Origin of the sequence: Serratia liquefaciens (assembly GCF_027594825.1) — a bacterium.
GTDB lineage: Bacteria > Pseudomonadota > Gammaproteobacteria > Enterobacterales > Enterobacteriaceae > Serratia > Serratia liquefaciens_A.
In genome coordinates, this window is sequence record NZ_CP088930.1 from 4,200,749 (window position 1) to 4,223,432 (window position 22,684).

General features: G+C 56.3%; 21 protein-coding genes and 6 tRNA genes. 2 read left to right on the forward strand and 25 right to left on the reverse strand.

Annotated elements, in window-relative coordinates; all coding sequences use genetic code 11:
• Positions 1-14: 14 nt before the first annotated feature.
• The 6 genes from rlmH to leuS form a co-directional block, all read right to left on the reverse strand.
• Entirely contained in the window at positions 15-485 is a 471-nt protein-coding gene (gene rlmH / locus LQ945_RS19260; protein ID WP_004949595.1) for a 23S rRNA (pseudouridine(1915)-N(3))-methyltransferase RlmH, read from the reverse strand.
• A 3-nt stretch (positions 486-488) separates the two neighbouring features.
• On the reverse strand, positions 489-806 hold the full coding sequence (gene rsfS / locus LQ945_RS19265) for a ribosome silencing factor (RefSeq protein WP_020825618.1): 318 nt from the start codon (positions 804-806) through the stop codon (positions 489-491).
• A 189-nt stretch (positions 807-995) separates the two neighbouring features.
• Positions 996-1,658, reverse strand: a complete 663-nt coding sequence (gene nadD / locus LQ945_RS19270) for a nicotinate-nucleotide adenylyltransferase (protein ID WP_270101497.1) — start codon at positions 1,656-1,658, stop codon at positions 996-998.
• Complete coding sequence (gene holA, locus LQ945_RS19275) at positions 1,648-2,682, reverse strand: DNA polymerase III subunit delta (protein WP_262240397.1); 1,035 nt, start codon at positions 2,680-2,682, stop codon at positions 1,648-1,650. Before holA ends, nadD begins: the two co-directional genes overlap by 11 nt.
• Positions 2,679-3,239, reverse strand: coding sequence for an LPS assembly lipoprotein LptE (gene lptE / locus LQ945_RS19280; protein ID WP_270101498.1), 561 nt, complete (start codon positions 3,237-3,239; stop codon positions 2,679-2,681). The genes holA and lptE overlap by 4 nt, the downstream gene beginning before the upstream one ends.
• A gap of 14 nt (positions 3,240-3,253) precedes the next feature.
• Positions 3,254-5,836 carry a leucine--tRNA ligase gene (gene leuS, locus LQ945_RS19285; protein WP_270101499.1) on the reverse strand — a complete coding sequence of 861 codons (2,583 nt, stop codon included), beginning with the start codon at positions 5,834-5,836 and terminating at the stop codon, positions 3,254-3,256.
• Between the two features lie 265 nt (positions 5,837-6,101).
• Between leuS and LQ945_RS19290 the strand changes: the two genes are divergently transcribed.
• Positions 6,102-6,584 carry a zinc ribbon-containing protein gene (locus LQ945_RS19290; RefSeq protein ID WP_020825623.1) on the forward strand — a complete coding sequence of 161 codons (483 nt, stop codon included), beginning with the start codon at positions 6,102-6,104 and terminating at the stop codon, positions 6,582-6,584.
• A gap of 54 nt (positions 6,585-6,638) precedes the next feature.
• On the opposite strand, the gene LQ945_RS19295 is transcribed toward LQ945_RS19290, so the two are convergent.
• The 12 genes from LQ945_RS19295 to miaB form a co-directional block, all read right to left on the reverse strand.
• Positions 6,639-7,337: an FMN-dependent NADH-azoreductase gene (locus LQ945_RS19295; protein ID WP_269934411.1), complete on the reverse strand. Its 699-nt coding sequence runs from the start codon at positions 7,335-7,337 to the stop codon at positions 6,639-6,641.
• Positions 7,338-7,483: 146 nt separating this feature from the next.
• A complete protein-coding gene (gene rihA, locus LQ945_RS19300; protein ID WP_270101500.1) occupies positions 7,484-8,416 on the reverse strand; it encodes a pyrimidine-specific ribonucleoside hydrolase RihA in 933 nt (310 codons plus the stop codon).
• 266 nt (positions 8,417-8,682) lie between these two features.
• Positions 8,683-9,408, reverse strand: coding sequence for an amino acid ABC transporter ATP-binding protein (locus LQ945_RS19305; protein WP_020825626.1), 726 nt, complete (start codon positions 9,406-9,408; stop codon positions 8,683-8,685).
• The gene (gene gltK / locus LQ945_RS19310; RefSeq protein ID WP_044548869.1) at positions 9,408-10,082 is read right to left on the reverse strand and encodes a glutamate/aspartate ABC transporter permease GltK; all 675 of its coding nucleotides are present in this window, start codon (positions 10,080-10,082) and stop codon (positions 9,408-9,410) included. Before gltK ends, LQ945_RS19305 begins: the two co-directional genes overlap by 1 nt.
• Entirely contained in the window at positions 10,082-10,822 is a 741-nt protein-coding gene (locus tag LQ945_RS19315) for an amino acid ABC transporter permease (RefSeq protein ID WP_262240391.1), read from the reverse strand. The genes gltK and LQ945_RS19315 overlap by 1 nt, the downstream gene beginning before the upstream one ends.
• Positions 10,823-11,033: 211 nt before the next feature.
• Positions 11,034-11,930, reverse strand: a complete 897-nt coding sequence (locus LQ945_RS19320; protein ID WP_262240390.1) for an amino acid ABC transporter substrate-binding protein — start codon at positions 11,928-11,930, stop codon at positions 11,034-11,036.
• A gap of 500 nt (positions 11,931-12,430) precedes the next feature.
• Entirely contained in the window at positions 12,431-13,960 is a 1,530-nt protein-coding gene (gene lnt / locus LQ945_RS19325) for an apolipoprotein N-acyltransferase (RefSeq protein ID WP_269934409.1), read from the reverse strand.
• 7 nt (positions 13,961-13,967) lie between these two features.
• On the reverse strand, positions 13,968-14,846 hold the full coding sequence (gene corC / locus LQ945_RS19330; RefSeq protein ID WP_012005653.1) for a CNNM family magnesium/cobalt transport protein CorC: 879 nt from the start codon (positions 14,844-14,846) through the stop codon (positions 13,968-13,970).
• A gap of 84 nt (positions 14,847-14,930) precedes the next feature.
• Positions 14,931-15,404, reverse strand: a complete 474-nt coding sequence (gene ybeY / locus LQ945_RS19335; RefSeq protein ID WP_269934408.1) for an rRNA maturation RNase YbeY — start codon at positions 15,402-15,404, stop codon at positions 14,931-14,933.
• Positions 15,401-16,456, reverse strand: coding sequence for a PhoH family protein (locus LQ945_RS19340; RefSeq protein WP_020825631.1), 1,056 nt, complete (start codon positions 16,454-16,456; stop codon positions 15,401-15,403). Before LQ945_RS19340 ends, ybeY begins: the two co-directional genes overlap by 4 nt.
• A gap of 215 nt (positions 16,457-16,671) precedes the next feature.
• Positions 16,672-17,007 (reverse strand): zinc ribbon domain-containing protein YjdM, encoded by a 336-nt coding sequence (locus tag LQ945_RS19345; protein ID WP_020825632.1) that lies wholly within the window; start codon positions 17,005-17,007, stop codon positions 16,672-16,674.
• A gap of 131 nt (positions 17,008-17,138) precedes the next feature.
• Positions 17,139-18,563, reverse strand: coding sequence for a tRNA (N6-isopentenyl adenosine(37)-C2)-methylthiotransferase MiaB (gene miaB, locus LQ945_RS19350; protein ID WP_269934407.1), 1,425 nt, complete (start codon positions 18,561-18,563; stop codon positions 17,139-17,141).
• A 196-nt stretch (positions 18,564-18,759) separates the two neighbouring features.
• On the opposite strand from miaB, the gene ubiF reads away from it, so the two are divergent.
• Positions 18,760-19,941: a 3-demethoxyubiquinol 3-hydroxylase gene (ubiF, locus tag LQ945_RS19355; RefSeq protein ID WP_269934406.1), complete on the forward strand. Its 1,182-nt coding sequence runs from the start codon at positions 18,760-18,762 to the stop codon at positions 19,939-19,941.
• Between the two features lie 106 nt (positions 19,942-20,047).
• On the opposite strand, the gene LQ945_RS19360 is transcribed toward ubiF, so the two are convergent.
• The 7 genes from LQ945_RS19360 to asnB form a co-directional block, all read right to left on the reverse strand.
• Positions 20,048-20,122, reverse strand: a tRNA-Gln gene (locus LQ945_RS19360).
• Between the two features lie 19 nt (positions 20,123-20,141).
• A tRNA-Met gene (locus tag LQ945_RS19365) sits at positions 20,142-20,218 on the reverse strand.
• Positions 20,219-20,255: 37 nt separating this feature from the next.
• A tRNA-Gln gene (locus tag LQ945_RS19370) sits at positions 20,256-20,330 on the reverse strand.
• A 48-nt stretch (positions 20,331-20,378) separates the two neighbouring features.
• Positions 20,379-20,453 (reverse strand) — tRNA-Gln (locus LQ945_RS19375).
• A 29-nt stretch (positions 20,454-20,482) separates the two neighbouring features.
• Positions 20,483-20,567 (reverse strand) — tRNA-Leu (locus tag LQ945_RS19380).
• An 8-nt stretch (positions 20,568-20,575) separates the two neighbouring features.
• Positions 20,576-20,652: transfer RNA gene (locus LQ945_RS19385), tRNA-Met, on the reverse strand.
• Between the two features lie 220 nt (positions 20,653-20,872).
• On the reverse strand, positions 20,873-22,537 hold the full coding sequence (gene asnB, locus LQ945_RS19390) for an asparagine synthase B (RefSeq protein WP_262240385.1): 1,665 nt from the start codon (positions 22,535-22,537) through the stop codon (positions 20,873-20,875).
• Positions 22,538-22,684 lie beyond the last annotated feature (147 nt).

The window sequence follows — 22,684 nt, forward strand, 5'->3', positions numbered from 1 at the left end:
ACTATTACCACCGGTTATTCCCGGTGGTAAGGATGATTTGTTGTAATGCTCCAGGCGCGATAGAGGCTTTCAGCCACCAGCACGCGCACTAAAGGATGCGGTAATGTCAACGGTGAGAGCGACCAACTCTGTTCGGCGGCGGCCTTGCACGCCGGGGCCAGCCCTTCCGGGCCGCCAATCAGCAGGCTGACGTTGCGGCCGTCCTGCTTCCAGCGTTCGAGTTGTTGCGCCAACTGCGGCGTTTCCCACGGCGTACCGGGGATATCCAGCGTGACAATGCGATTGCCTTTGCCTACCGCAGCCAGCATCTGCTCGCCTTCCTTTTCCAGAATGCGTTTGATATCGGCATTCTTGCCGCGCTTGCCCGCCGGGATTTCGGTCAGCTCAAACGGCATGTCTTTGGGAAAGCGGTGCAGATAATCCATAAAGCCGGTCTGCACCCAGTCTGGCATTTTAGTGCCGACGGCTACCAGTTGCAGTTTCACCGCTTAGCTCCAGAGTTTTTCCAGCTCGTACAACTGACGGCTCTCTTCCTGCATCACGTGAACGATCACGTCACCCAGGTCGACAACGATCCAGTCGGAGGCTTCCTGGCCTTTCATGCCGAACAGTTCCATACCGGCGGTGCGAGCTTCCTGCACCAGGTGGTTGGCGATCGACATCACGTGACGGGTAGAGGTCCCGGTGCAGATGATCATGCAATCGGTGATGCTGGATTTGTCTTGTACATCCAGAGCGATAATGTCTTGGCCTTTCAGGTCATCAATTTTATCGATGACGAAATCTTGGAGCGCTTTACCTTGCAAAGGTTCCCCCTCGGGTGTGTTCTGTTCATTCGACTGCGGCGGGCAATTTACCCGTTTCGCGGCCTGAATCAATGATAAGTCGGCAGGATGCCGCTGAAAGCCAGCTGGTGACTGCCCGGCCAGCTAAGGATTCCGGGGTTTTCAGCGAATACCTGAAAAATAGCGGCGCAGTATATCACGCGGCTGTTGCTAGCGATATAAACCCTGTAACTCGATATAGCGCTGGACTGAACGCGGCAACAGGTCGTCACAGTTGAGGCCCTGATGGCGGCGCTGACGAATTTCCGTGGCCGAAATCTCCAACTGCGGTGTATCGGCCAGATAAATAAATCCGTGAGGATGCCGGCTGAGCTGGGCGGGATCGCTCACCTGATGTCGCTCCAGCCACTGCTGCAGCTCAGGCGTATCCATGCGATCGTTGTAACCAGGGCGAGCCAGCACCAGCAGATGGCAGGTATCCAGCAGCGACTGCCAGCGGTGCCATTTGTGCAGCGTCAACAGCGAGTCCTGGCCAATGATAAACGCCAGAGGCAAGGCGGCGCCACGTTCTTTACGAATGGCTTCCAGCGTCTCGATGGTATAGGAAGGGGTGGTGCGATGCAGTTCACGATCGTCAACCGCAAACAGCGGGTTGCCGGCGATCGCCAACTCCACCATTTTCAACCGTTGCTGAGCATTCGCTTCGGGCTGAGGGCGGTGCGGCGGAACGTGGTTCGGCAGCAGCGTGACCCGGTTCAGACCAACCTCTGTGGCCAGCGCTTCCACCGGCCGCAGGTGGCCGTAATGGATAGGGTCGAAGGTGCCGCCAAACAGGGCGTGCAGGACGGGAGTGCCTTGCGGATTAGTGGACATCTGAAAAACTCGTGGCCAAAGGTTTGCCGCACAGCAGCATCGACAGGGTTTCCAATTCAGACCAGACCGACTGGCCGTAATCTTGCTTCAGGGTGATTTCTATCTGCGCGAGCAGATGAACCGCTTGTCGCAGTTGGGCACCGGACAGCCGTTGCAGTGCCTGAGTCACCAGGTTACGGCGGTTTTGCCAAACCTTGTATTGGTCGAACAGCGTACGCAAAGGCACTGAGGCCATGCGGCGTTGCAGGTTCAGCAACTGCAGCAGTTCCCGTTGCAGGGTTCGCAGCAGGATCACCGGCTCGACATCTTCCTGCTGCATCTGCTGCAGAATATGCCAGGCGCGTTTGCTTTTTCCGGCCAACAGGGCGTCCAGCCAGTGGAATGGCGTGAAGTGGGCGGCATCGTTGACCGCCAGTTCAACGCGCGGCAGCGTGAGTTTGCCGTCCGGATGCAGCAACGACAGCCTCTCCAGCGCCTGCGACAGCGCCAGCAGGTTGCCTTCGTAGCAGTAACACAGCAGTTGGTTCGCCGCGTCGTCCAGTTCCAGCTTCAGGGTTTTGGCGCGCTGGGCGACCCAGCGGGGGAGCTGTGCCTGCTCCGGAGTTTGGCAACTGACGTAAGCGCCGTGCGGGCTGAGCGCCTTGAACCAGGCGCTGTTTTCTTGCGCTTTGGTCAGGCGTGGCCCACGCAACACCAGCAAAATATCTTCATGCAGCAGTGCGGCCAGTTTGATCAACTGTTCGCCGATCGGTGCCGTCGGCCCGTTTTCCGGGAAGATCAGCAGCAGCGTCTGACGGCTGGCGAACAGGCTCATGGCCTGACAGATGCTGAAAATGGCATCCCAATCGGTATGGGCGTCCAGCGAAATGCTGTAGTGCTCGGTGAACTGCTGCTCTTGTGCCGCATGGCGGATCAGATCCTGGCTTTCCTGCAGCAGCAGCGGCTCGTTGCCACTCAATAAATAACAAGCGCGCAGCCCCTCTCGGAGCTGCGCGGCAAGTTGTTCAGGGTAAATACGAATCATTGATCTACGCGACTGGCCGCTTTTTCACCGGCGGCAGCGGCTTTCTGTTGGGTTTCTTCTTCCGCAGCGTGCACCGTCAGCAGTTTACGTACCAGCTGTTGGGCAGCCTGATCGCGCATTTCCTGGCGAATGATGTCCTGTTCGGAATCTTTTGCCAATGCGGTCAGCGGGTTATCGAAGAACGAACGGAAAACTTTCACGTTCAGCGGATACAGGTCGTGACCCGGGATCAGCACCTGTGCCTGCACGGTCAGCACCATCTGGTACTCCGCGGTTTTACCGTCCTGGAAGATAGAGGCGGTATCCTGGCTCTCCGTGGCGCCAATGATGCGCAGGGAAGGGAGATCCTTACGCTTGGCATCTTTGACGATGGTCACGTCGCTCAGACGCAACTGCTCACGCACCGCGCGGGTCAGCGGACCATAAGGATCCGAGCTGTCCAGCAGCAGCGTCTTCATTTCCGAAGGGACCTGCGTGGTACCACGCAGGTGAAAACCGCAGCCGGCGGTGACCAGCACCGCCAACCCCAGCAACAACGTCATAATACGATGTCGCACAACGCCTCCTTGTGTTAACCCACAACCAGGTTAAGCAATTTGCCCGGAACATAGATCACTTTACGAACCGTGACCCCGTCCAGATATTTAGCGACCAGATGTTCCTCGGCGGCACGCGCGCGTACCTGCTCTTCGGTTGCATCGGCAGCCACGGTGATTTTAGCGCGAACCTTACCGTTGACCTGCACCACCACCAGCTTGGAGTCTTCGACCATGGCCTGCTCGTCGGCTTGCGGCCAGGCTGCGGTATCCACATCGCCTTCACCGCCCAGCGCCTGCCACAGTGAGAAGCACACGTGCGGAGTGAATGGATACAGCATGCGAACTACTGCCAACAGAGCTTCCTGCAGCAGGGCGCGATCTTGTTCGCTCTCTTGCGGTGCGCGAGCCAGCTTGTTCATCAGCTCCATCACGGCGGCAATCGCGGTGTTGAAGGTCTGACGACGGCCGATATCGTCGGTCACTTTGGCAATGGTTTTGTGCAGATCGCGACGCAGCGCTTTCTGATCTTCACTCAGCGTTGCCACGTTCAGCGGCTCAACTGCGCCTTTTTCCAGGTGTTCGTAGGCCAGTTTCCACACGCGTTTCAGGAAGCGGTTTGCCCCTTCTACGCCGGATTCCTGCCATTCCAGCGTCATTTCTGCCGGTGAAGCGAACATCATGAACAGACGGACGGTATCTGCACCGTATTTCTCTACCATCACCTGCGGGTCGATGCCGTTGTTTTTCGACTTCGACATTTTGCTCATGCCAGCATAGACCAGTTCACGACCTTGTGGATCGGTGGCTTTGATAATGCGGCCTTTGTCATCACGTTCAACGTTGGCGTCGACCGGGGAAACCCAGACGCGTTCGCCGCTGTTGCCGGTGTAATAGAAGGCGTCTGCCAGCACCATGCCCTGGCACAGCAGGCGTTTTGCCGGCTCGTCGGAGTCGACCAGGCCCGCGTCACGCAGCAGCTTGTGGAAGAAGCGGAAATACATCAGGTGCATGATGGCGTGTTCGATACCACCGACATACTGATCGACCGGCAGCCAGTAGTTGGCGGCAGCGGGATCCAGCATCCCCTGGTCGTACTGCGGGCAGGTATAGCGCGCATAGTACCAGGAAGACTCCATAAAGGTGTCGAAGGTGTCGGTTTCGCGCAGCGCCGGTTGGCCGTTAACGGTGGTTTTCGCCCACTCGGGATCGGCTTTGATCGGGCTGGTAATGCCGTCCATCACCACGTCTTCCGGCAGGATCACCGGCAGTTGGTCTTCCGGGGTTGGCATTACGGTGCCGTCTTCCAGCGTGACCATCGGGATTGGAGCCCCCCAATAGCGCTGACGAGAAACGCCCCAATCGCGCAGACGGTAGTTGACCTTGCGCTGACCAACGCCTTTGGCCACCAGTTTGTCGGCAATGGCGTTGAAACCGTCCTGGTGATCCAGACCGTCAAACTCGCCGGAGTTGAACAGCGTGCCTTTCTCGGTCATCGCTTCGGCTTGTACATCCGGTTGGCTGCCGTCGAGCGCCAGGACCACCGGTTTGATCGGCAAGCCGTATTTGGTGGCGAATTCCCAGTCGCGCTGATCGTGAGCCGGAACCGCCATCACCGCGCCGGTGCCGTATTCCATCAGCACAAAGTTGGCGACCCAAATCGGCACTTGCTCGCCGGACAGCGGATGGATGGCGAACAGGCCGGTCGGCATGCCTTTTTTCTCCATCGTCGCCATTTCGGCTTCGGCCACTTTGGTGTTGCGGCATTCTTCGATAAATTCAGCCAGCGCCGGGTTGTTCACCGCGCCTTGCTGCGCCAAGGGGTGACCTGCGGCAACGGCCACGTAGGTTGCGCCCATAAAGGTGTCGGGACGGGTGGTGTAAACCGTCAGCTTTTCGTCGCTGCCCGCTACGTCAAAGGTGATATCCACCCCTTCGGAACGGCCAATCCAGTTGCGCTGCATGGTTTTCACCTGTTCTGGCCAGCTTTCAAGCGTGTCCAGATCGTTGAGCAGCTGATCGGCGTAGTCGGTGATTTTGATAAACCACTGTGGGATCTCTTTACGCTCAACTTTGGTGTCGCAGCGCCAGCAGCAGCCGTCGATCACCTGTTCGTTGGCCAGCACGGTCAGATCGTGCGGGCACCAGTTCACCGCGGAAGTCTTCTTGTAGACCAGGCCTTTTTCGTACAGCTTGGTGAAGAACCACTGTTCCCAACGGTAGTAGTCCGGATCGCAGGTGGCGATCTCGCGATCCCAGTCATAGCCGAAGCCCAGCAGTTTCAGCTGGTTCTTCATGTATTCGATATTGTCGTAGGTCCACGGAGCCGGTGCGGTGTTGTTTTTAACCGCAGCGCCTTCCGCCGGCAGGCCGAACGCATCCCAGCCGATAGGCTGTAGCACGTTTTTACCTAGCATGCGCTGATAGCGCGAGATCACGTCGCCGATAGTATAGTTACGAACGTGCCCCATGTGCAGACGGCCTGATGGGTACGGCAGCATGGATAGGCAGTAATACTTTTCCTTGCTCGCATCTTCGGTAACCTTGAAAGTTTGCTTCTCTTCCCAGTGAAGCTGTACGTTCGATTCTATGTCTTCTGGACGGTATTGCTCTTGCATGGCGGCTGGTGGTCCTGTAGGTGTAAAACAGCTACATCCGTAGCATTCTGTTGAGTACTTATAGATCCGCATAGCATAGCTGATAAGACCTCCCGGCAACAACACCAAGCGCCCGACTCGACGTATTTAAAAAATACCGGCCATGATATGTCTCACATCTTGAGGAACCCATGTCTTGCCAAGTGACATCAGCAATTTACGGCTAAAATGATAAGGGATAGTTTAGGCGGTAAGCCCAGTCACGTAAGTTCATCGAGGAGAGATTATGAACAAGGTTGCTCAGTACTACCGCGAATTGGTGGCATCTCTGACGGAACGCCTGAAAAATGGCGAGCGTGATATTGACTCGCTGGTCGCGAGCGCAGAAAAACGGCTAAACGAAGCGGGCGAACTGACGCGCGACGAAGTTGAGCAGGTTACACAGGCGGTACGGCGCGATCTGGAAGAGTTCGCTCGCAGTTATCAGGAAAGCCGGGACGAGTTTACCGACAGCGTTTTCATGCGGGTCATCAAGGAGAGCCTGTGGCAAGAGCTGGCGGATATTACCGACAAAACCCAACTGGAATGGCGCGAGGTGTTCAAGGACGTCAGCCACCATGGCGTTTACCACAGCGGTGAGGTTGTCGGGCTGGGTAATCTGGTGTGCGAGAAATGCCACCATCATTTGGCGTTTTACACGCCGGAAGTGCTGCCGCTGTGCCCGAAATGCGGTCATGACCAGTTCCAGCGTCGGCCTTTCGAACCTTAAACGTCCTGCGCGCCCTGGCCTCTTCGATAGAAAAGGTCAGGGCAGGCGCTGCACTTAGCCGAACAGTTTTTTCATCAGGTTGCCAAGAAAGCTTCCGCTGGCTGGAGCCGTAGCCACTTCAGGCTGAGGGACGGGGGCGCTGTCGATTTTGGCCGGCACTTTCTGCGCCACCGCCACCCGGCTTTCCTGAGCGGTTTTTTCTGCCGCTTCAGGGCCGTAAGCAAAGCCTTCCGCCAGCACGAACTCAACGTCGGTAATGCCGATAAACGCCAGGAACAGCTTCAGGTACGGCGTGATCAGATCGGTTGGCGTATCCGCGTGAATACCGCCGCGGCTGGAGATCACAATCGCTTTCTTGCCGGTGACCAGACCTTCTGAGCCTTCAGAGGTGTAACGGAAGGTTTGACCGGCGCGCGCCACCAGGTCGAAATAGATTTTCAACTGCGTCGGGATGTTGAAGTTGTACATTGGTGCGCTGATGATAATGGTGTCGTGCGATTTCAGCTCGGCGATCAGCTCATCGGAAAGTGCCAGCGTCTTTTGCTGATGCGGCGTTAAAGGTTTGTCACCGGCGCTAAACCCGCCAATCACTTCACCATCCAGCTCCGGCAGGGTCGGGTTAGCCAAATCGCGAACCGTAAAGCTGTCATTAGGGTGTGCTTCATGCCACTGTTGAACAAAAAAATCGACTAATTTTCCAGACTGGGAGTAATCACCCAGGATACTCGATTTCAGGACCAGTATACGACTCATTGGGCTATCTCCAGGCTTGGTCTAAGGTGTCAGCGATGCTGTGCGTTTAACAGCATCTTAGAGGCAAGCCTGGGCCAGTGATAGCGTAAAAATTCGCTGAGTTAAATCAAAAATATTGAATGTCAGGGCGATTTCCCGCCCGGTGGTCAATAGCGGGCTACGCGCTCGGCCAACAGATCGATAAAGCCTTCACGATCAATATCGGTCAGCACTTCAACGTTGGCCGGCTTGCCGTTCTGGCCGAAGATATCCACCACGGTCATGCCGAGGGTGTATTCCCCTTTGGTTTCCACGCCGACCCAGCGGTCGATACTGCCAAACAGCTGCGGCGCCAGCAGCCAGGCGATGGTGCAGGGATCGTGCATCGCGGCACCGGGCAGCCCACGCGGATGGCTAAGGTACAGCGGCAGGTAGAAGTCGAGCATTTCGGCCACCGCCTGCGCCACCGGGTTGTTTATCCGGCGGATGCGTTCGATATCCTGCGGCAGCACCAGTGCCTGGTGGGTCACGTTCAGCCCGGCCATGGTCAGCGGCACGCCGGATTTCAGCACCATTTCGGCGGCTTCGGGATCGACAAAGATGTTGAACTCGGCCACCGGGGTGGTGTTGCCGGCATTCATGCCTCCCCCCATAAATACAATGCGTTCGATGTTGCCTTTCAGCTCAGGGTGCTGAGCCAGCAGCAGGGCGATATTGGTCATGGGGCCGGTGACCACCAGCGTGATCGGCCGCGGACTGCTGCGTAACAGACTGGCAATCAGCTCTACGGCAGTTTGCGCCACCGGCTTGATGGTGGGCGTTGGCAGATGGGTATTGCCCATGCCGGTTTTGCCGTGAACGTAGTCGGCAATCACCAGGTCTCGCATCAACGGCGCGGCAGCACCGGCAGCGACGGGAATGTCTTCACGCTTCATCAACGTCAACAGACCCAGCGCATTATGCAGCGTTTTTTCCGGCGTCTGGTTACCGGCGGAGGTGGTAATGGCTTTAACGTCCAGTTCTGGTGAACTCAGCGCCATGGCAAGGGCAATGGCATCGTCCAGACCGGGGTCGCAATCGATGATGATAGGGCGGGGCATGTTTATCTCCTTTGTTTACCCGTCGTCTTTCAAGCCGCAGAGTTGTTACCTGCACTGATATCGTAGGGGGCGTATACATTCGCCCCGATTAAAGTGGGCGCAGCATGCAGCGCCCCTACCCCACCTGGGGATGAGCGAGCTGGCTGCCTAGCTGCAACTTGAAAGCCATAGAGGGTGAGCATCGGATCAAAATCGGAGAGAAACAAGTGCTTTTAGTGCCGGAAAGAGGGAATGAAACTGCGCCCCGGCGGGGCGCAGGCGAGGCATCAGTGCAGGATTTTCGCCAGGAAGTCTTTCGCGCGCTCGGACTCCGGGTTATTGAAGAAGTCGTCTTTATTGCGGTCTTCGACGATTTTGCCTTCATCCATAAAGATCACCCGGTTCGCCACTTTGCGGGCAAAGCCCATCTCGTGGGTCACCACCATCATGGTCATGCCTTCGTTCGCCAGTTCGACCATTACGTCCAGCACTTCGTTGATCATTTCCGGATCGAGCGCCGAAGTGGGCTCATCGAACAGCATGGCGATAGGATCCATGCACAGCGCACGAGCGATAGCCACGCGTTGCTGCTGGCCGCCGGAAAGCTGGCCGGGGAACTTGTTGGCGTGGGCGGTCAGGCCGACGCGTTCCAGCAGCTTCAGGCCTTTCTCACGGGAGGCGTCTTTATCGCGTTTAAGCACTTTCACCTGCGCCAGCGTCAGGTTATCGATGATCGACAGGTGCGGGAAGAGTTCGAAGTGTTGAAACACCATACCGACCTTGGAACGCAGCTGCGCCAGATTGGTTTTCTTGTCGTTGACCGGGGTACCGTTCACCAGAATATTGCCCTGCTGGATCGGCTCCAGGCCGTTGACGGTTTTGATCAGGGTGGACTTGCCCGAGCCTGAAGGACCGCAGACCACCACCACCTCGCCTTTTTTTACTTCGGTGGTGCAATCGGTCAGAACCTGAAAGTGACCGTACCACTTAGAAACATTTTTCAGGGATATCATCAAACAGTCCTTTTCTTCAAATAGCTTACCAGCGCCGAGGCGGCGAGACTGATAACAAAGTAGACAAAGCCGGCAAACAGGATCATTTCGACCTGGGTGCCGTCGCGCTCGCCGATGGTCGAGGCGGTACGGAAGAAGTCAGCCAGGCTCAGTACGTACACCAGGGAGGTATCCTGGAACAGTACGATGCCCTGGGTCAGCAGCAGCGGCACCATGGCCCGGAATGCCTGTGGCAGGATCACCAGCTTCATTGATTGCCAATGGGTCATGCCCAGAGCCAATGCCGCGGAAGACTGGCCGCGCGAGATGCTGATAATACCGGCACGGATAATTTCCGAGTAATAGGCCGCTTCAAACAGGGAAAAGGCTACCATAGCCGAGATCAGGCGAATATCGGTTTTCGGCGACAGCCCTAGAACCTGTTGTAATAAGCTTGGAACCACAAGATAGAACCACAGCAGTACCATCACCAGGGGGACGGAGCGGAACAGGTTGACGTAAACGGCGGCAAACCAGCTGATAGGCTTGATGGGCGACAAGCGCATTACCGCCAGAACGGTTCCCCACAGAATACCGACAACGATGGCGGTCACGGTGATTTTCAGCGTGATTAACAGGCCCTGCAGCAGATAAGGGAAACTTGGGACAATCGATGCCCAGTCAAATTCGTACATTATTTACTCCCCAAGTTGCCGGGCAACTGCACTTTTTTCTCTACCAGCCGCATAAACAGCATGATCACGGCGTTGATGGCGATATAGGCCAGCGTAATAGCGGTAAAGGATTCATAGGCATGCGCAGAGTAGTCCAGCAGTTTGCCGGCCTGGGCAGCCATGTCGACCAACCCGATAGTGGAAGCGATGGCGGAGTTTTTCACCAGGTTGAGCATTTCCGAGGTCATCGGCGGCACAATCACCCGGTAGGCATTCGGCAACAGCACGTAGCGGTAGGTTTGCGGCAGCGTCAGGCCCATCGCCAACCCGGCCGCTCTTTGGCCGCGCGGCAGTGACTGAATGGCAGCACGTACCTGCTCGCAGACGCGAGCGGCGGTAAACAGCCCGAGGCACAGCATCGAGGAAACAAAGAATTGCACGTTGGGATCGAGTTCGGTTTTGAACCACATGCCGATATTTGTCGGCAGCAGTTCCGGGATCACCAGATACCAGGTAAAGAATTGGACAATCAGCGGCACATTACGGAACAGTTCGACGTAACAGGTGCCGAGGGTGGAAAGAAAGCGGTTGGGCACGGTACGCAAAATACCGAACAGCGAACCGACAAAGAAAGCGATGATCCATGCACAGACGGAGAGGGCTACCGTGACCTGAAAGCCGGACCAAATCCAGCCGAGGTAGGTGGTATTCCCAAACGGGGCCTGCTGCAGGAAGATACCCCAGTTCCAATCTATTGACATAACAAACTCCGTTAAGCGGGCGCAGAGCGCCTAAAGATTGATGACTATTCAACGCCGAGGGCGCCGCGGCCAGTCGGGCTGACTTATCTGTGCGGGCATCGGTAATGCGTTATGGGAAAAATACGGGAGGGGAACGGCCTCCCGTGTTCCTGTCTGTCCCAGCCATCAACAGGGCTGGTTTGGCCTGGCGGCCGCCCCAGCTCTTGTTCTATTAGTTCAGTGCTTTATCGTTAGGCTCTTTGAACAGTTGCTTCATGTCGTCGGACAGTTCGAAGTTCATGTTGAGGTTCTTCGGAGGGATAGGCTGCTTGAACCACTTATCAAACCATTTGGTCGCTTCGCCTGAAGTTTGAGCCTGAGCGATGGTGTCATCGACCAGCTTCTTGAACTCAGGATCGTCTTTGCGCAGCATACAGCCGTAGGCTTCTTTCGATTGAGGCGTGCCGATAATTTCCCATTGGTCCGGCTTCTTCGCTTTCGCGCGCTCACCTGCCAGCAGGGCGTCATCCATCATAAAGGCCACCGCACGACCGCTTTCCAGAGTACGGAAGGAGTCACCGTGGTCTTTGGCGCTGATGATGCGCATGTTCATCTTGCCGCTGTCGTTCAGTTTATTGAGCAGCACTTCCGAGGTGGTACCGGATGTCACCACCACGGCTTTACCGGCCAGGTCTTTGAAATCTTTGACGTCAGAGCCTTTTTTCACCAGCAGACGGGTGCCGACCACGAAGATGGTATCGGAGAAGGCTGCCTGTTTTTGGCGCTCGAGGTTGTTGGTGGTCGAGCCGCATTCGAAGTCAAAGGTGCCGTTTTGCAGCAGCGGGATACGGTTCTGTGAAGTGATCGGCAGCATTTTGACCTGCAGATCAGGAGCGTTCAGTTTTTTCTTAACTGCTTCAACGATTTGGTTGGAGTAGTCCTGGGAGTAACCCACAACTTTTTGCTGGTTGTCGTAGTAGGAGAACGGCACTGACGATTCGCGGTGGCCGACAACGATCACGCCGTTGTCTTTGATTTTCTTTAGCGTCCCGGTCAGTTCTTCCGCATGGGCTACGTTACCTGCCATACCGATCAGCAGTAACGATAACGCCAATTTACGCATTTGCATGGTCCAACTCCTTTGCTGTTGTGGTGGCTCAAATTCAAAGAGCATCAGATTCTAAATGGAGATTTATTGCTCAAGTATAAAGATAGTCTTAGAACACATAACCGTTAGAAAATAGCCGATTGTGAATGGATTGAAACTAAAATGTTTCTTTTTTTGAGACGCCACGCGCACCAAATTAATGCAACAAAACCCCAATGCACCTTTGTGGTGCCGGTCATGCTCTTGAGTTGTGCACTGGTGCGACAAAACGTCAGTAAAAGTAAATCGGCTCTCTGTAACAGAGTAATTAAAGCAAGGAGTGTGCCAGAAGCATTGATTTGGCGACGGTTTATGCTAGTCGCCTTTCAAGCTGCAGCGTTGTTACCTGCACTCGCTCACCCCAGTTACTTACTTAAGTAAGCGCCTGGGGATGAGCGAGCTGGTCGCCTAGCTGCAACTTGAAATTCATAGGGTATACCGCGAGTAATTGAACGGGGCGCTGATGGGCAGCGCCCCGGGGCTTATTTACGGCGTAGGCCGAGGGTCAACGCCAGGCCACCGAGCAGCAGGGTGATGATCCACAACGGCGTGGCGCCAAAACGGGCATAAGGCGTGATGCCGGTGGTTGGCGTGACTTTCACCTCCAGCACCTTGCGGGTGAACTGAGGGATCTCTGCGATCACCTCACCGTTGGCGTCTACCGCGGCGGTGACGCCGTTATTGGTGCTGCGCAACAGAGGACGACCCAGCTCCAGAGCACGCATCCGCGCCATCTGGAAGTGCTGCCATGGGCCGATGGAATGGCCGAACCAGGCGTCGTTGGAGATGGTCAGCAGGAAGTTGGTGTCCGGGCGGAAGTTGTCGCGTACCTGCTGGCCGAGAACAATCTCATAACAGATCGCCGCCGTCAGGTTATAGCCCTTCACGCTGAGCTGTGGCTGGACGTAGTCGCCACGGCTGAAAGAGGACATCGGCAAATCGAAGAACGGTGCCAGCGGGCGCAGCAGCGTTTCCAGCGGCACAAACTCGCCAAACGGCACCAGATGGTGCTTGTTGTAGCGGTCCTTGGCCGGATAAACGTACGGCGTCGGCTCGCCGAGCACGATGGCGCTGTTGTAGATTTGCTGGCCCTGCGGCGTGGCACGCACATCAACGATACCGGTGATCAGGCTGCTGTTTTTGGCGCGCATCAGGTCATCCATCATGGTCAGGAAACCGTTCTGGCTGGCTTCGTAATCCGGAATGGCAGACTCCGGCCAGATGATGATCGGTGCCTTGCCCATATAAGGACGAGTTTCGTCCAAATAGGTTTGCAAGGTGCTGACCAACGCTTTCGGATCCCACTTCATCGACTGAGCGATATTGCCCTGCACCATCGCGACGTTGACCGCCTTGTCCGGCTGCGGGGTAAACCAGTGCAGCTGGCGTAACGGCCACGGCAGCAACAGCAGTGCGACGGCAACCCCCGCCGCGGCGATCCGACGCTGATTGACGGCGTACACCAACAGCCCGGCGATCGCCATCAGCACAAAGGTGATGGTATCGACCCCGAGCAACGGCGCCACGCCTTTCAGCGGGCCGTTAAGCTGGCTGTAGCCAAACTGCAGCCAGGGGAAGCCGGTCAGCACCCAGCCACGTAAAAACTCGGTGATTTGCCACAGCACGGGCGCAGCAATCGCTAAACGGTACCAGCTGGTGGTTGGCCACAGGCGTGCCAGTAACCCGGCGAACAGCCCGGTATACAGCGACAGGTAAGCCGCCAGCAGCACGACCAGGAAGATGTTGACGGAGAAAGGCATGCCGCCGAAGTCGGCAATGCTGACGTAAACCCAGTTGATCCCCGTTCCGAACAGACCGAAACCCCAGTAAAAACCGAGCAGGGCAGACTGTTTGGTGGTGCGGTTCAGGGTTACGGCCAACAGGCCGAACAGGGAGACAAGGGCCGCCGGCCAGATATCGTAAGGGGAAAACGCCAGCGTGCCGCTGGCGCCGGTCAACAGCGCCAGCAGGGCGCGAACCCACTGGCGTTCAAGGAAAGAGGCTTTAGCCATGTTTGATTTATTCTTCCAGTTTCGGTTGCGGAGAATCGTCCGGAATTTTTACATGAACCTGGATGATACGTCGACTGTCCGCCATCGCAACTTTAAATAGGTAACCTTCGATTTCAATGGTTTCCCCGCGTGCAGGCAGGTGACCGAAGGCTTGCATCACCAGGCCGCCGATGGTGTCGACCTCGTCGTCGCTGAAGTGGGTGCCGAAGGCTTCGTTGAAGTCTTCAATTGGCGCCAGCGCTCGCACTGTATACATATGGCGGCTGAGCTGGCGGATATCCAGATCGTCTTCGTCGTCATATTCGTCTTCGATTTCGCCGACAATCAGTTCCAGAATATCTTCGATGGTGACCAGGCCGGACACGCCGCCGAACTCGTCAATGACAATCGCCATGTGATAACGCTGGGAGCGGAACTCCTTCAGCATCCGGTCTACTCGCTTGCTTTCAGGCACCACCACGGCGGTGCGCAGCACCTTGTCGATACTGAATTCCTCGGATTCCGCGCGCATAAACGGCAGCAGATCCTTGGCCATCAGAATGCCTTCGATGTGATCTTTATCTTCGCTGATCACCGGGAAGCGCGAGTGGGCGGATTCAATGATCACGTCCAGGCACTCTTCCAGCGTTTGGTTACGCTTGAGCGTCACCATCTGGGAGCGCGGGATCATGATATCGCGCACGCGCTGCTCGGCGATATCCATCACGCCTTCCAGCATGTCTCGGGTATCGGGATCGATCAGGTCGTTTTGCTCGGAATCACGGATCAGCTCTACCAGATCGCCACGGTTTTTGGGTTCGCCGTGGAACAGCTGGTTAAGGATAAGAGTAAAGAACCCCTTCTTGGGACTGGGGCTGTCATTGCTTTGTGAATGGTCGTCGCTCATGGCGTTTTAGTTAATATCACTCATGTCAGAGTTAGGGGAGTCAGCGGCAGCCCCATACGGGGGCTGCGGGGAAATCAGCTGACGTCAGAGGGGGTCTTTTTCCGCCAGGTACGGGTCCGGGTAACCCAGGCCGTGCATGATTTCGGTTTCCAAAGACTCCATTTCTTCGGCTTCATCGTCTTCGATGTGGTCATACCCTAGCAGATGAAGGCTGCCATGGACAACCATATGCGCCCAGTGGGCCTCCAGCGCCTTTTCTTGCTCGACCGCTTCCTGTTCAACCACCTGGCGGCAGATGATCAGATCGCCCAGCAGCGGCAGCTCGATACCCGGGGGGGCTTCGAACGGAAAAGACAGCACGTTGGTCGGTTTGTCCTTGCCGCGATAGGTCAGGTTCAGCTCGTTGCTTTCCGCTTCATCTACCAGACGAACGGTGACCTCGGCCTCCTCCTGAAACTGCGGCAGCACGCCTTCCAGCCAGCGCTGGAAGGCGGCTTCATCCGGCAGGCCGTTGCTGTCTGCACAGGCAATCTGCAGATCCAAAATCACCTGACTCATGGTGTCTCCTGCTCGGAGGCGATGGTCGCCTCGCGTTTACGTTGTTCGGCAATCGCATCTTTGCGTTTTTGTTCGGCGGCTTCCCAGGCTTCATAAGCGATGACCACGCGGGCCACCACCGGATGACGCACCACGTCTTCGCTATGGAAGAAATTGAAGCTCAGCTCTTCGACGTCCGACAACACTTCCACCGCGTGGCGCAGGCCGGATTTTTGGTTGCGCGGCAGGTCTATCTGCGTCACGTCACCGGTAATGACCGCCTTGGAGTTGAAGCCGATACGGGTGAGGAACATCTTCATCTGTTCGATGGTGGTGTTCTGGCTCTCGTCGAGGATGATAAACGCGTCGTTCAGGGTGCGGCCGCGCATATAGGCCAGCGGCGCGACTTCTATCACGTTACGTTCGATCAGCTTCTCAACGCGCTCAAAGCCCAGCATTTCGAACAGGGCGTCATACAGCGGGCGCAGGTAAGGATCGACCTTCTGGCTCAGATCCCCCGGCAGGAAGCCCAGTTTTTCACCGGCTTCGACCGCCGGACGGGTCAGCAGAATGCGGCGGATCTCCTGGCGTTCCAATGCGTCCACCGCAGCGGCGACCGCCAGGTAGGTCTTGCCGGTACCGGCCGGGCCGATGCCGAAGGTGATGTCGTGATCGAGAATATTGGCGATGTACTGCGCCTGATTCGGCGTCCGCGGTTTCACCATGCCGCGTTTGGTTTTGATGGTCACCGCCTTGCCGTAATCCGGCACGCTGTCGGCAACCTGTTCCAGCACCCGGCTTTCTTTGATCGCCAAATGGATCTGCTCCGGGTCGATATCCGGGATCACGCCGCGAATGGGGGCGGTATCGACATACAGATGGCGCAAGATATCGGCGGCGGCAACCACGCACGGGTTCTTGCCGACCAGCTTGAAACGGTTGTCACGGCGGTTGATCTCAATGCCCAACCGGCGTTCGAGTTGTTTGATATTGTCATCAAACGGGCCGCACAGGCTGAGCAATCGCTTATTGTCTGCCGGCTCTAACAAAATTTCTTGTGTTGCGACGTTCAAACTATTCCTCAAGGCTCATATCGGGCCTGGTTGGTTTTCGGTACGCGCGTTCAGGGCCAAGCCTGAACTCTCTACCTTGAATTATTCATGGTGCGCCGCACTGGCGCAAGTTTACCCATGATCTATCTGTGCGTCGGCGGCAAAATTCAAGGGCCGAAGGAGGAAAAACGCGGCCAAAACAGCCGCGTAATGCTTTGGGGAATCAGGGCTGGCGATCAGTTCTTTTTCACGAATTCGGATTTCAGCTTCATCGGGCCAAAGCCATCGATCTTGCAGTCGATGTTGTGGTCGCCTTCCACCAGGCGGATGTTTTTCACCTTGGTGCCAATTTTCAGCATGGAAGAGCTGCCTTTGACCTTGAGGTCTTTCACTACGGTCACGGCATCGCCGTCGGCCAGCAGGTTGCCGTTGGCGTCTTTGACAATCAGCGTATCGCTGTCGTCCGCCGGCGCGCTGTCGCTCCACTCGTGGGCGCACTCAGGGCAGATAAACAGGTTGTTATCCTGGTAGGTGTATTCGGAGTTGCACTTCGGGCAGTGTGGGAGTTGCATGTTATGTCGCCTCTTAATCAAAAAATAAAAAAAAAGAAAATGGCCGGGCATGGAGACCCGGCTGATAAGTCATAAGGATAATCGCTGACGTGGCGACGGGCGCCACGGCTTACAGCACAGCGGAGAGGGCGTCAGGGCTGATAAATGCCGACGCCCAGCGCGTTCTCTTTTCGGGTTCGGGCGATGACTGACTGCGGGGATTCATGCACGCGCAGGTCCATCTGCTGTTCGGTACGCACCACTGCGCCACGCAGTGTGTTGGTCAAAATCTCGGTGATTTCCACATCGACGAACTGACCGATCATATCCGGCGTGCCTTCAAAGTTCACCACGCGGTTGCAGGCCGTCCGGCCCGCCAGTTCCATCACGCTTTTGCGAGAAGTGCCTTCCACCAGAATACGTTGTACGGTTCCGAGCATCCGACGGCTGAACTGCAGCACCTGCTGGTTGATGCGATCCTGCAGGATATACAGACGCTGTTTCTTTTCGTCTTCGCTGACGTCATCGACCATATCGGCCGCCGGTGTGCCAGGGCGCGAGGAGTAGATAAAGCTGAAGCTGGTGTCGAAGTTGATCTCGGCAATCAGATTCATGGTCTGCTCGAAATCGGCCTGGGTTTCGCCCGGGAAGCCGATAATAAAATCGGAGCTGAGCTGAATGTCCGGCCGCGCCTTGCGCAGCTTACGAATGATCGCTTTGTATTCCAATGCGGTATGCGCGCGCTTCATCATGGTCAGTATGCGGTCTGAACCGCTCTGTACCGGCAGATGCAGGAAGCTCACCAGCTCCGGCGTGTCTGCGTAAACCGCGATGATATCGTCGGTGAATTCAATCGGATGGCTGGTGGTGAAACGGATGCGGTCGATACCGTCGATGGCCGCCACCAGGCGCAGCAGTTCGGCAAACGAGCAGATTTCTCCGTCGTAGGTCGCGCCGCGGTAGGCGTTGACGTTCTGACCGAGCAGGTTGACTTCGCGTACGCCCTGCGCCGCCAGTTGAGCGACTTCAAACAGGACGTCATCGCTTGGGCGGCTGACTTCTTCGCCGCGGGTATAAGGCACCACGCAGAAGGTGCAGTACTTGTTACAGCCTTCCATGATGGACACGAAGGCGGTAGGGCCTTCGGCACGTGGTTCCGGCAGGCGATCGAATTTCTCGATTTCCGGGAAGCTGATGTCGACGATGGGGCTACGGGTGCCCTGCACGTGGTTGAGCATTTCCGGTAGGCGGTGCAGGGTCTGAGGCCCGAACACGACGTCGACACAAGGCGCACGGCTGCGAATGTGTTCGCCTTCCTGTGAGGCCACGCAGCCACCTACGCCGATGATCAGCGACGGTTTTTTTTCTTTCAGCAGTTTCCAACGCCCTAACATGGCGAAAACTTTTTCCTGCGCTTTCTCGCGGATCGAGCAGGTATTCAGCAGCAGCACGTCCGCTTCTTCAGCGTTGTCGGTCCATTGGTAACCGTGTGTGCTTCCCAGTAAGTCCGCCATTTTCGATGAATCATATTCATTCATCTGGCAGCCCCAGGTTTTGATATGTAGTTTTTTGGTCATTGACTTGCCATTACTCAGTGCGGACGAAAGTTGCGATACGCGACATGCAGGGCGCTTATTGTAAACATTTGACGCCGTTGTGACCAGCGCGGGGAAAACGGCATGCGACCTGAAGCCAAATTAAAAATCCGTTACACTGGTGCCAAACGCCATGCCGGTGGGAATGGCGATAATTCACTAAGAAAACATAGCCAATATGAACGTATCTCAAAAAGGGTATGACGCCGTGGTGGTAGGCGGCGGGATGGTCGGCGCGGCCGCCGCATTGGGGCTGGCGCAGGCCGGTTGGTCGGTGGCCTTGCTGGAACATCAGGCGCCGCAGGCGTTCGATGCGCAAAGCCCGCCGGATCTGCGTATTTCCGCCATCGGCTGCACCTCGGTGGGGCTGCTGAAACAACTCGGTGCCTGGCCGGCGGTGCAAGCGATGCGCTCGGCGCCTTACCGCCGATTGGAAACCTGGGAGTGGGCCTCTTCACGGGTAGCGTTTGACGCCGCTTCGCTCGGCCTGCCTGAGCTGGGTTTTATGGTGGAAAACCGTATTTTGCAACTGGCGCTGTGGCAACAGCTGGAACAGTGCGACAACCTGACGCTCTACTGCCCCGCCAGGCTGCGTTCGTTGCAACGGGTTGATGACCATTGGCAAGTGACGCTGGACTCCTCACAGACGCTACAGGCGCGTCTGGTAGTGGGGGCCGATGGGGCCAACTCGCAGGTGCGCAATCTGGCGGCTATCGGTACCAGCGGCTGGCAGTACCGCCAGTCCTGCATGCTGATCACCGTCGATACCGGTGTGCCGCAGCAGGATACGACCTGGCAGCAATTTTTCCCTTCCGGGCCCCGGGCTTTCCTGCCGTTGTACGATCAATGGGCCTCGCTGGTGTGGTACGACAGTCCGCAGCGCATCCGTCAACTGCAGGCCATGTCGCCGGCGCAGCTTGAGAAAGAGATCGCCGAAGCTTTCCCTGCCCGTTTAGGGGAGGTGAAGGTGCATGCGGCCGGTTCTTTCCCTTTAGCGCGTCGCCATGCGCAACGCTACGTATTGCCGGGGCTGGTGTTGCTCGGTGACGCGGCGCATACCATCAACCCGCTCGCCGGGCAGGGGGTAAACCTGGGGTATCGTGATGTGGAAGCCTTGCTGGCGGTATTGTGTGATGCACGCGAGTTGGGCGAAGACTGGAGCAGCGAAGCGGTGCTGATGCGTTATCAGCGTCGTCGTCGCACCGATAACTTGCTAATGCAAAGTGGTATGGATCTGTTTTATACCGCTTTCAGCAATAATTTGTCGCCGCTATGCGTGGCGCGTAATATTGCGTTGATGGCGGCTCAGCGGGCGGGCAAGTTGAAGGAACATGCGCTGAAATACGCGCTGGGGCTGTAGGCGGGCCTTATGCTACAAGGGCGCAGTTCAATGTCGCGCCCTTATCCATCCGGTCTCGCCAAATTCCAGATAGCAAAAAGCCCGCCGAAGCGGGCTTTTCTAAATGTGGCTGGGGTGCCAGGATTCGAACCTGGGTATGCTGGTATCAGAAACCAGAGCCTTACCGCTTGGCGACACCCCAATGGTGTAACAGTAAAATATGGTGGCTACGACGGGATTTGAACCTGTGACCCCATCATTATGAGTGATGTGCTCTAACCAGCTGAGCTACGTAGCCATTTTCAATATTTTACTTTAAAAGTCAACAGTGTTGATGGCTGGGGTACCTGGATTCGAACCAGGGAATGCTGGTATCAAAAACCAGTGCCTTACCGCTTGGCGATACCCCATCAACAAATTTTCAACTTCTTCTTACTTCATCAAACCATTTTAAAAAATGGCTGGGGTACCTGGATTCGAACCAGGGAATGCTGGTATCAAAAACCAGTGCCTTACCGCTTGGCGATACCCCATCTGATGCCTGCAACTCGATGAAAAGAAATGGTGCGGGAGGCGAGACTTGAACTCGCACACCTTGCGGCGCTAGAACCTAAATCTAGTGCGTCTACCAATTTCGCCACTCCCGCAAAAAAGATGGTGGCTACGACGGGATTTGAACCTGTGACCCCATCATTATGAGTGATGTGCTCTAACCAGCTGAGCTACGTAGCCATCTTTTTTCGCGCAACCTTCATCGGCGTTGCGGGGCGCATTATGCGTATATGGCCGTTTTGCGTCAACAAGTTTTTTCCCGAAAAAGCGACCGAATGTGTCGTTTGTCTGGGTTGTGAACAGTATGGCGATAAAAGCATCAATTCAGGCAATTAATGGTTGAAAACATCAACAAAAAGGCGGGCCCGAAGGCCCGCCCAGGGAATAAAACGCTGAACGATTATTTGTAGGCGGACTGGTGAACGCCGACTGCACGACCAGAAGGATCGTCCATTTTCTTGAAGGACTCGTCCCATTCGATGGCTTTGGCTGACGAGCAGGCCACTGACGGGCCGCCAGGCACGCATTCGGCCGCGCTCGGCAGTGGGAACAGCTCTTCGAAAATTTCGCGATACAGGTAGCCTTCTTTGGAGCTCGGCGTGTTGTACGGGAAACGGAAACGTGCGGTTTCGAGCTGTTGATCGCTGATCTGCTTGGCAGCCACTTCTTTCAGCGTGTCAATCCAGCTGTAACCCACGCCGTCGGAGAACTGCTCTTTCTGGCGCCAGGCCACGCTGGCCGGCAGATAGGATTCAAAACATTCACGCAGGATATGTTTTTCCATTTTGCCATTGCCGCACATTTTGTCCTTAGGGTTGATGCGCATTGCCACGTCGAGGAATTTTTTGTCCAGGAAGGGCACGCGGGCTTCCACACCCCAGGCGGACATCGCCTTGTTGGCGCGCGCGCAGTCAAACATATGCAGCGCTAGCAGTTTACGCACGGTTTCATCGTGGAACTCACGGGCATCCGGTGCTTTATGGAAGTACAGGTAGCCACCGAACACTTCGTCAGCCCCCTCGCCAGACAGCACCATCTTGATGCCCATCGCTTTGATTTTGCGTGACATCAGGTACATCGGGGTGGAAGCGCGAATGGTGGTAACGTCATAGGTTTCGATGTGATAAATCACGTCGCGGATGGCGTCCAGACCTTCCTGTACGGTGAAGTGGATTTCATGGTGCACGGTGCCCAGGTGGTTTGCCACTTCCTGCGCGGCGCGCAGATCCGGAGAACCTTCCAGACCCACGGCGAAGGAGTGCAACTGCGGCCACCAGGCTTCGCTGCGTTCTTGATCTTCTACACGGCGTGCCGCGTACTTTTTGGTAATGGCGGAGATCACGGAAGAATCCAGACCGCCGGACAGCAGTACGCCGTAAGGTACGTCGGACATCAGGTGGCTTTTCACCGAGTCTTCCAGCGCGTTGCGCAGGGCATTGGCGTCGGTCACATTGTCTTTAACGTTGTCGTATTCGAACCAGTCACGTTGATAATATTCACGGATCTCGCCGTCCTGGCTCCACAGGTAGCTGCCCGCCGGGAATTCTTTAATGGTGCGGCAAACCGGCACCAGCGCTTTCATTTCAGAGGCAACATACAGGTTGCCGAATTCATCGTGACCCATGTAAAGCGGGATAATGCCCAGATGGTCGCGGCCAATCAGGTAAGCGTCTTTCTCGGAATCGTACAGTGCGAAGGCGAACATGCCTTGCAGCTCGTCGAGGAAGTCAGGGCCTTTCTCCTGGTACAGCGCCAGGATCACTTCACAGTCGGAGCCGGTCTGGAATTCGTAGCGATCGCTAAATTGCTGGCGCAGCGCCTGGTGGTTGTAGATCTCGCCGTTAACGGCCAGAACGTGGGTGTGCGCAGCGTTGTACAGCGGTTGGGCGCCATTGTTGACGTCGACAATCGACAGGCGCTCATGCACCAGAATGGCTTTATCGCTGGCGTAAACACCGGACCAATCCGGGCCGCGGTGGCGCATCAGACGGGACAGCTCCAGCGCTTTTTTACGCAGTTCAACGGGATCGGACTTCAGATCGAGCACACCGAAAATAGAACACATATACCGACTCTCCTAACGACTTTTTTAGACTGTGATGTTGTATTGCTGTTATAGGCAGCATGGTCGCTTCATCAGTGATGGCGCGGTTTTGCTGCGTTGTGTTTATGAAAATGCGTCAAAACCGGCAGGGGATGCAAGCGTTTTAGC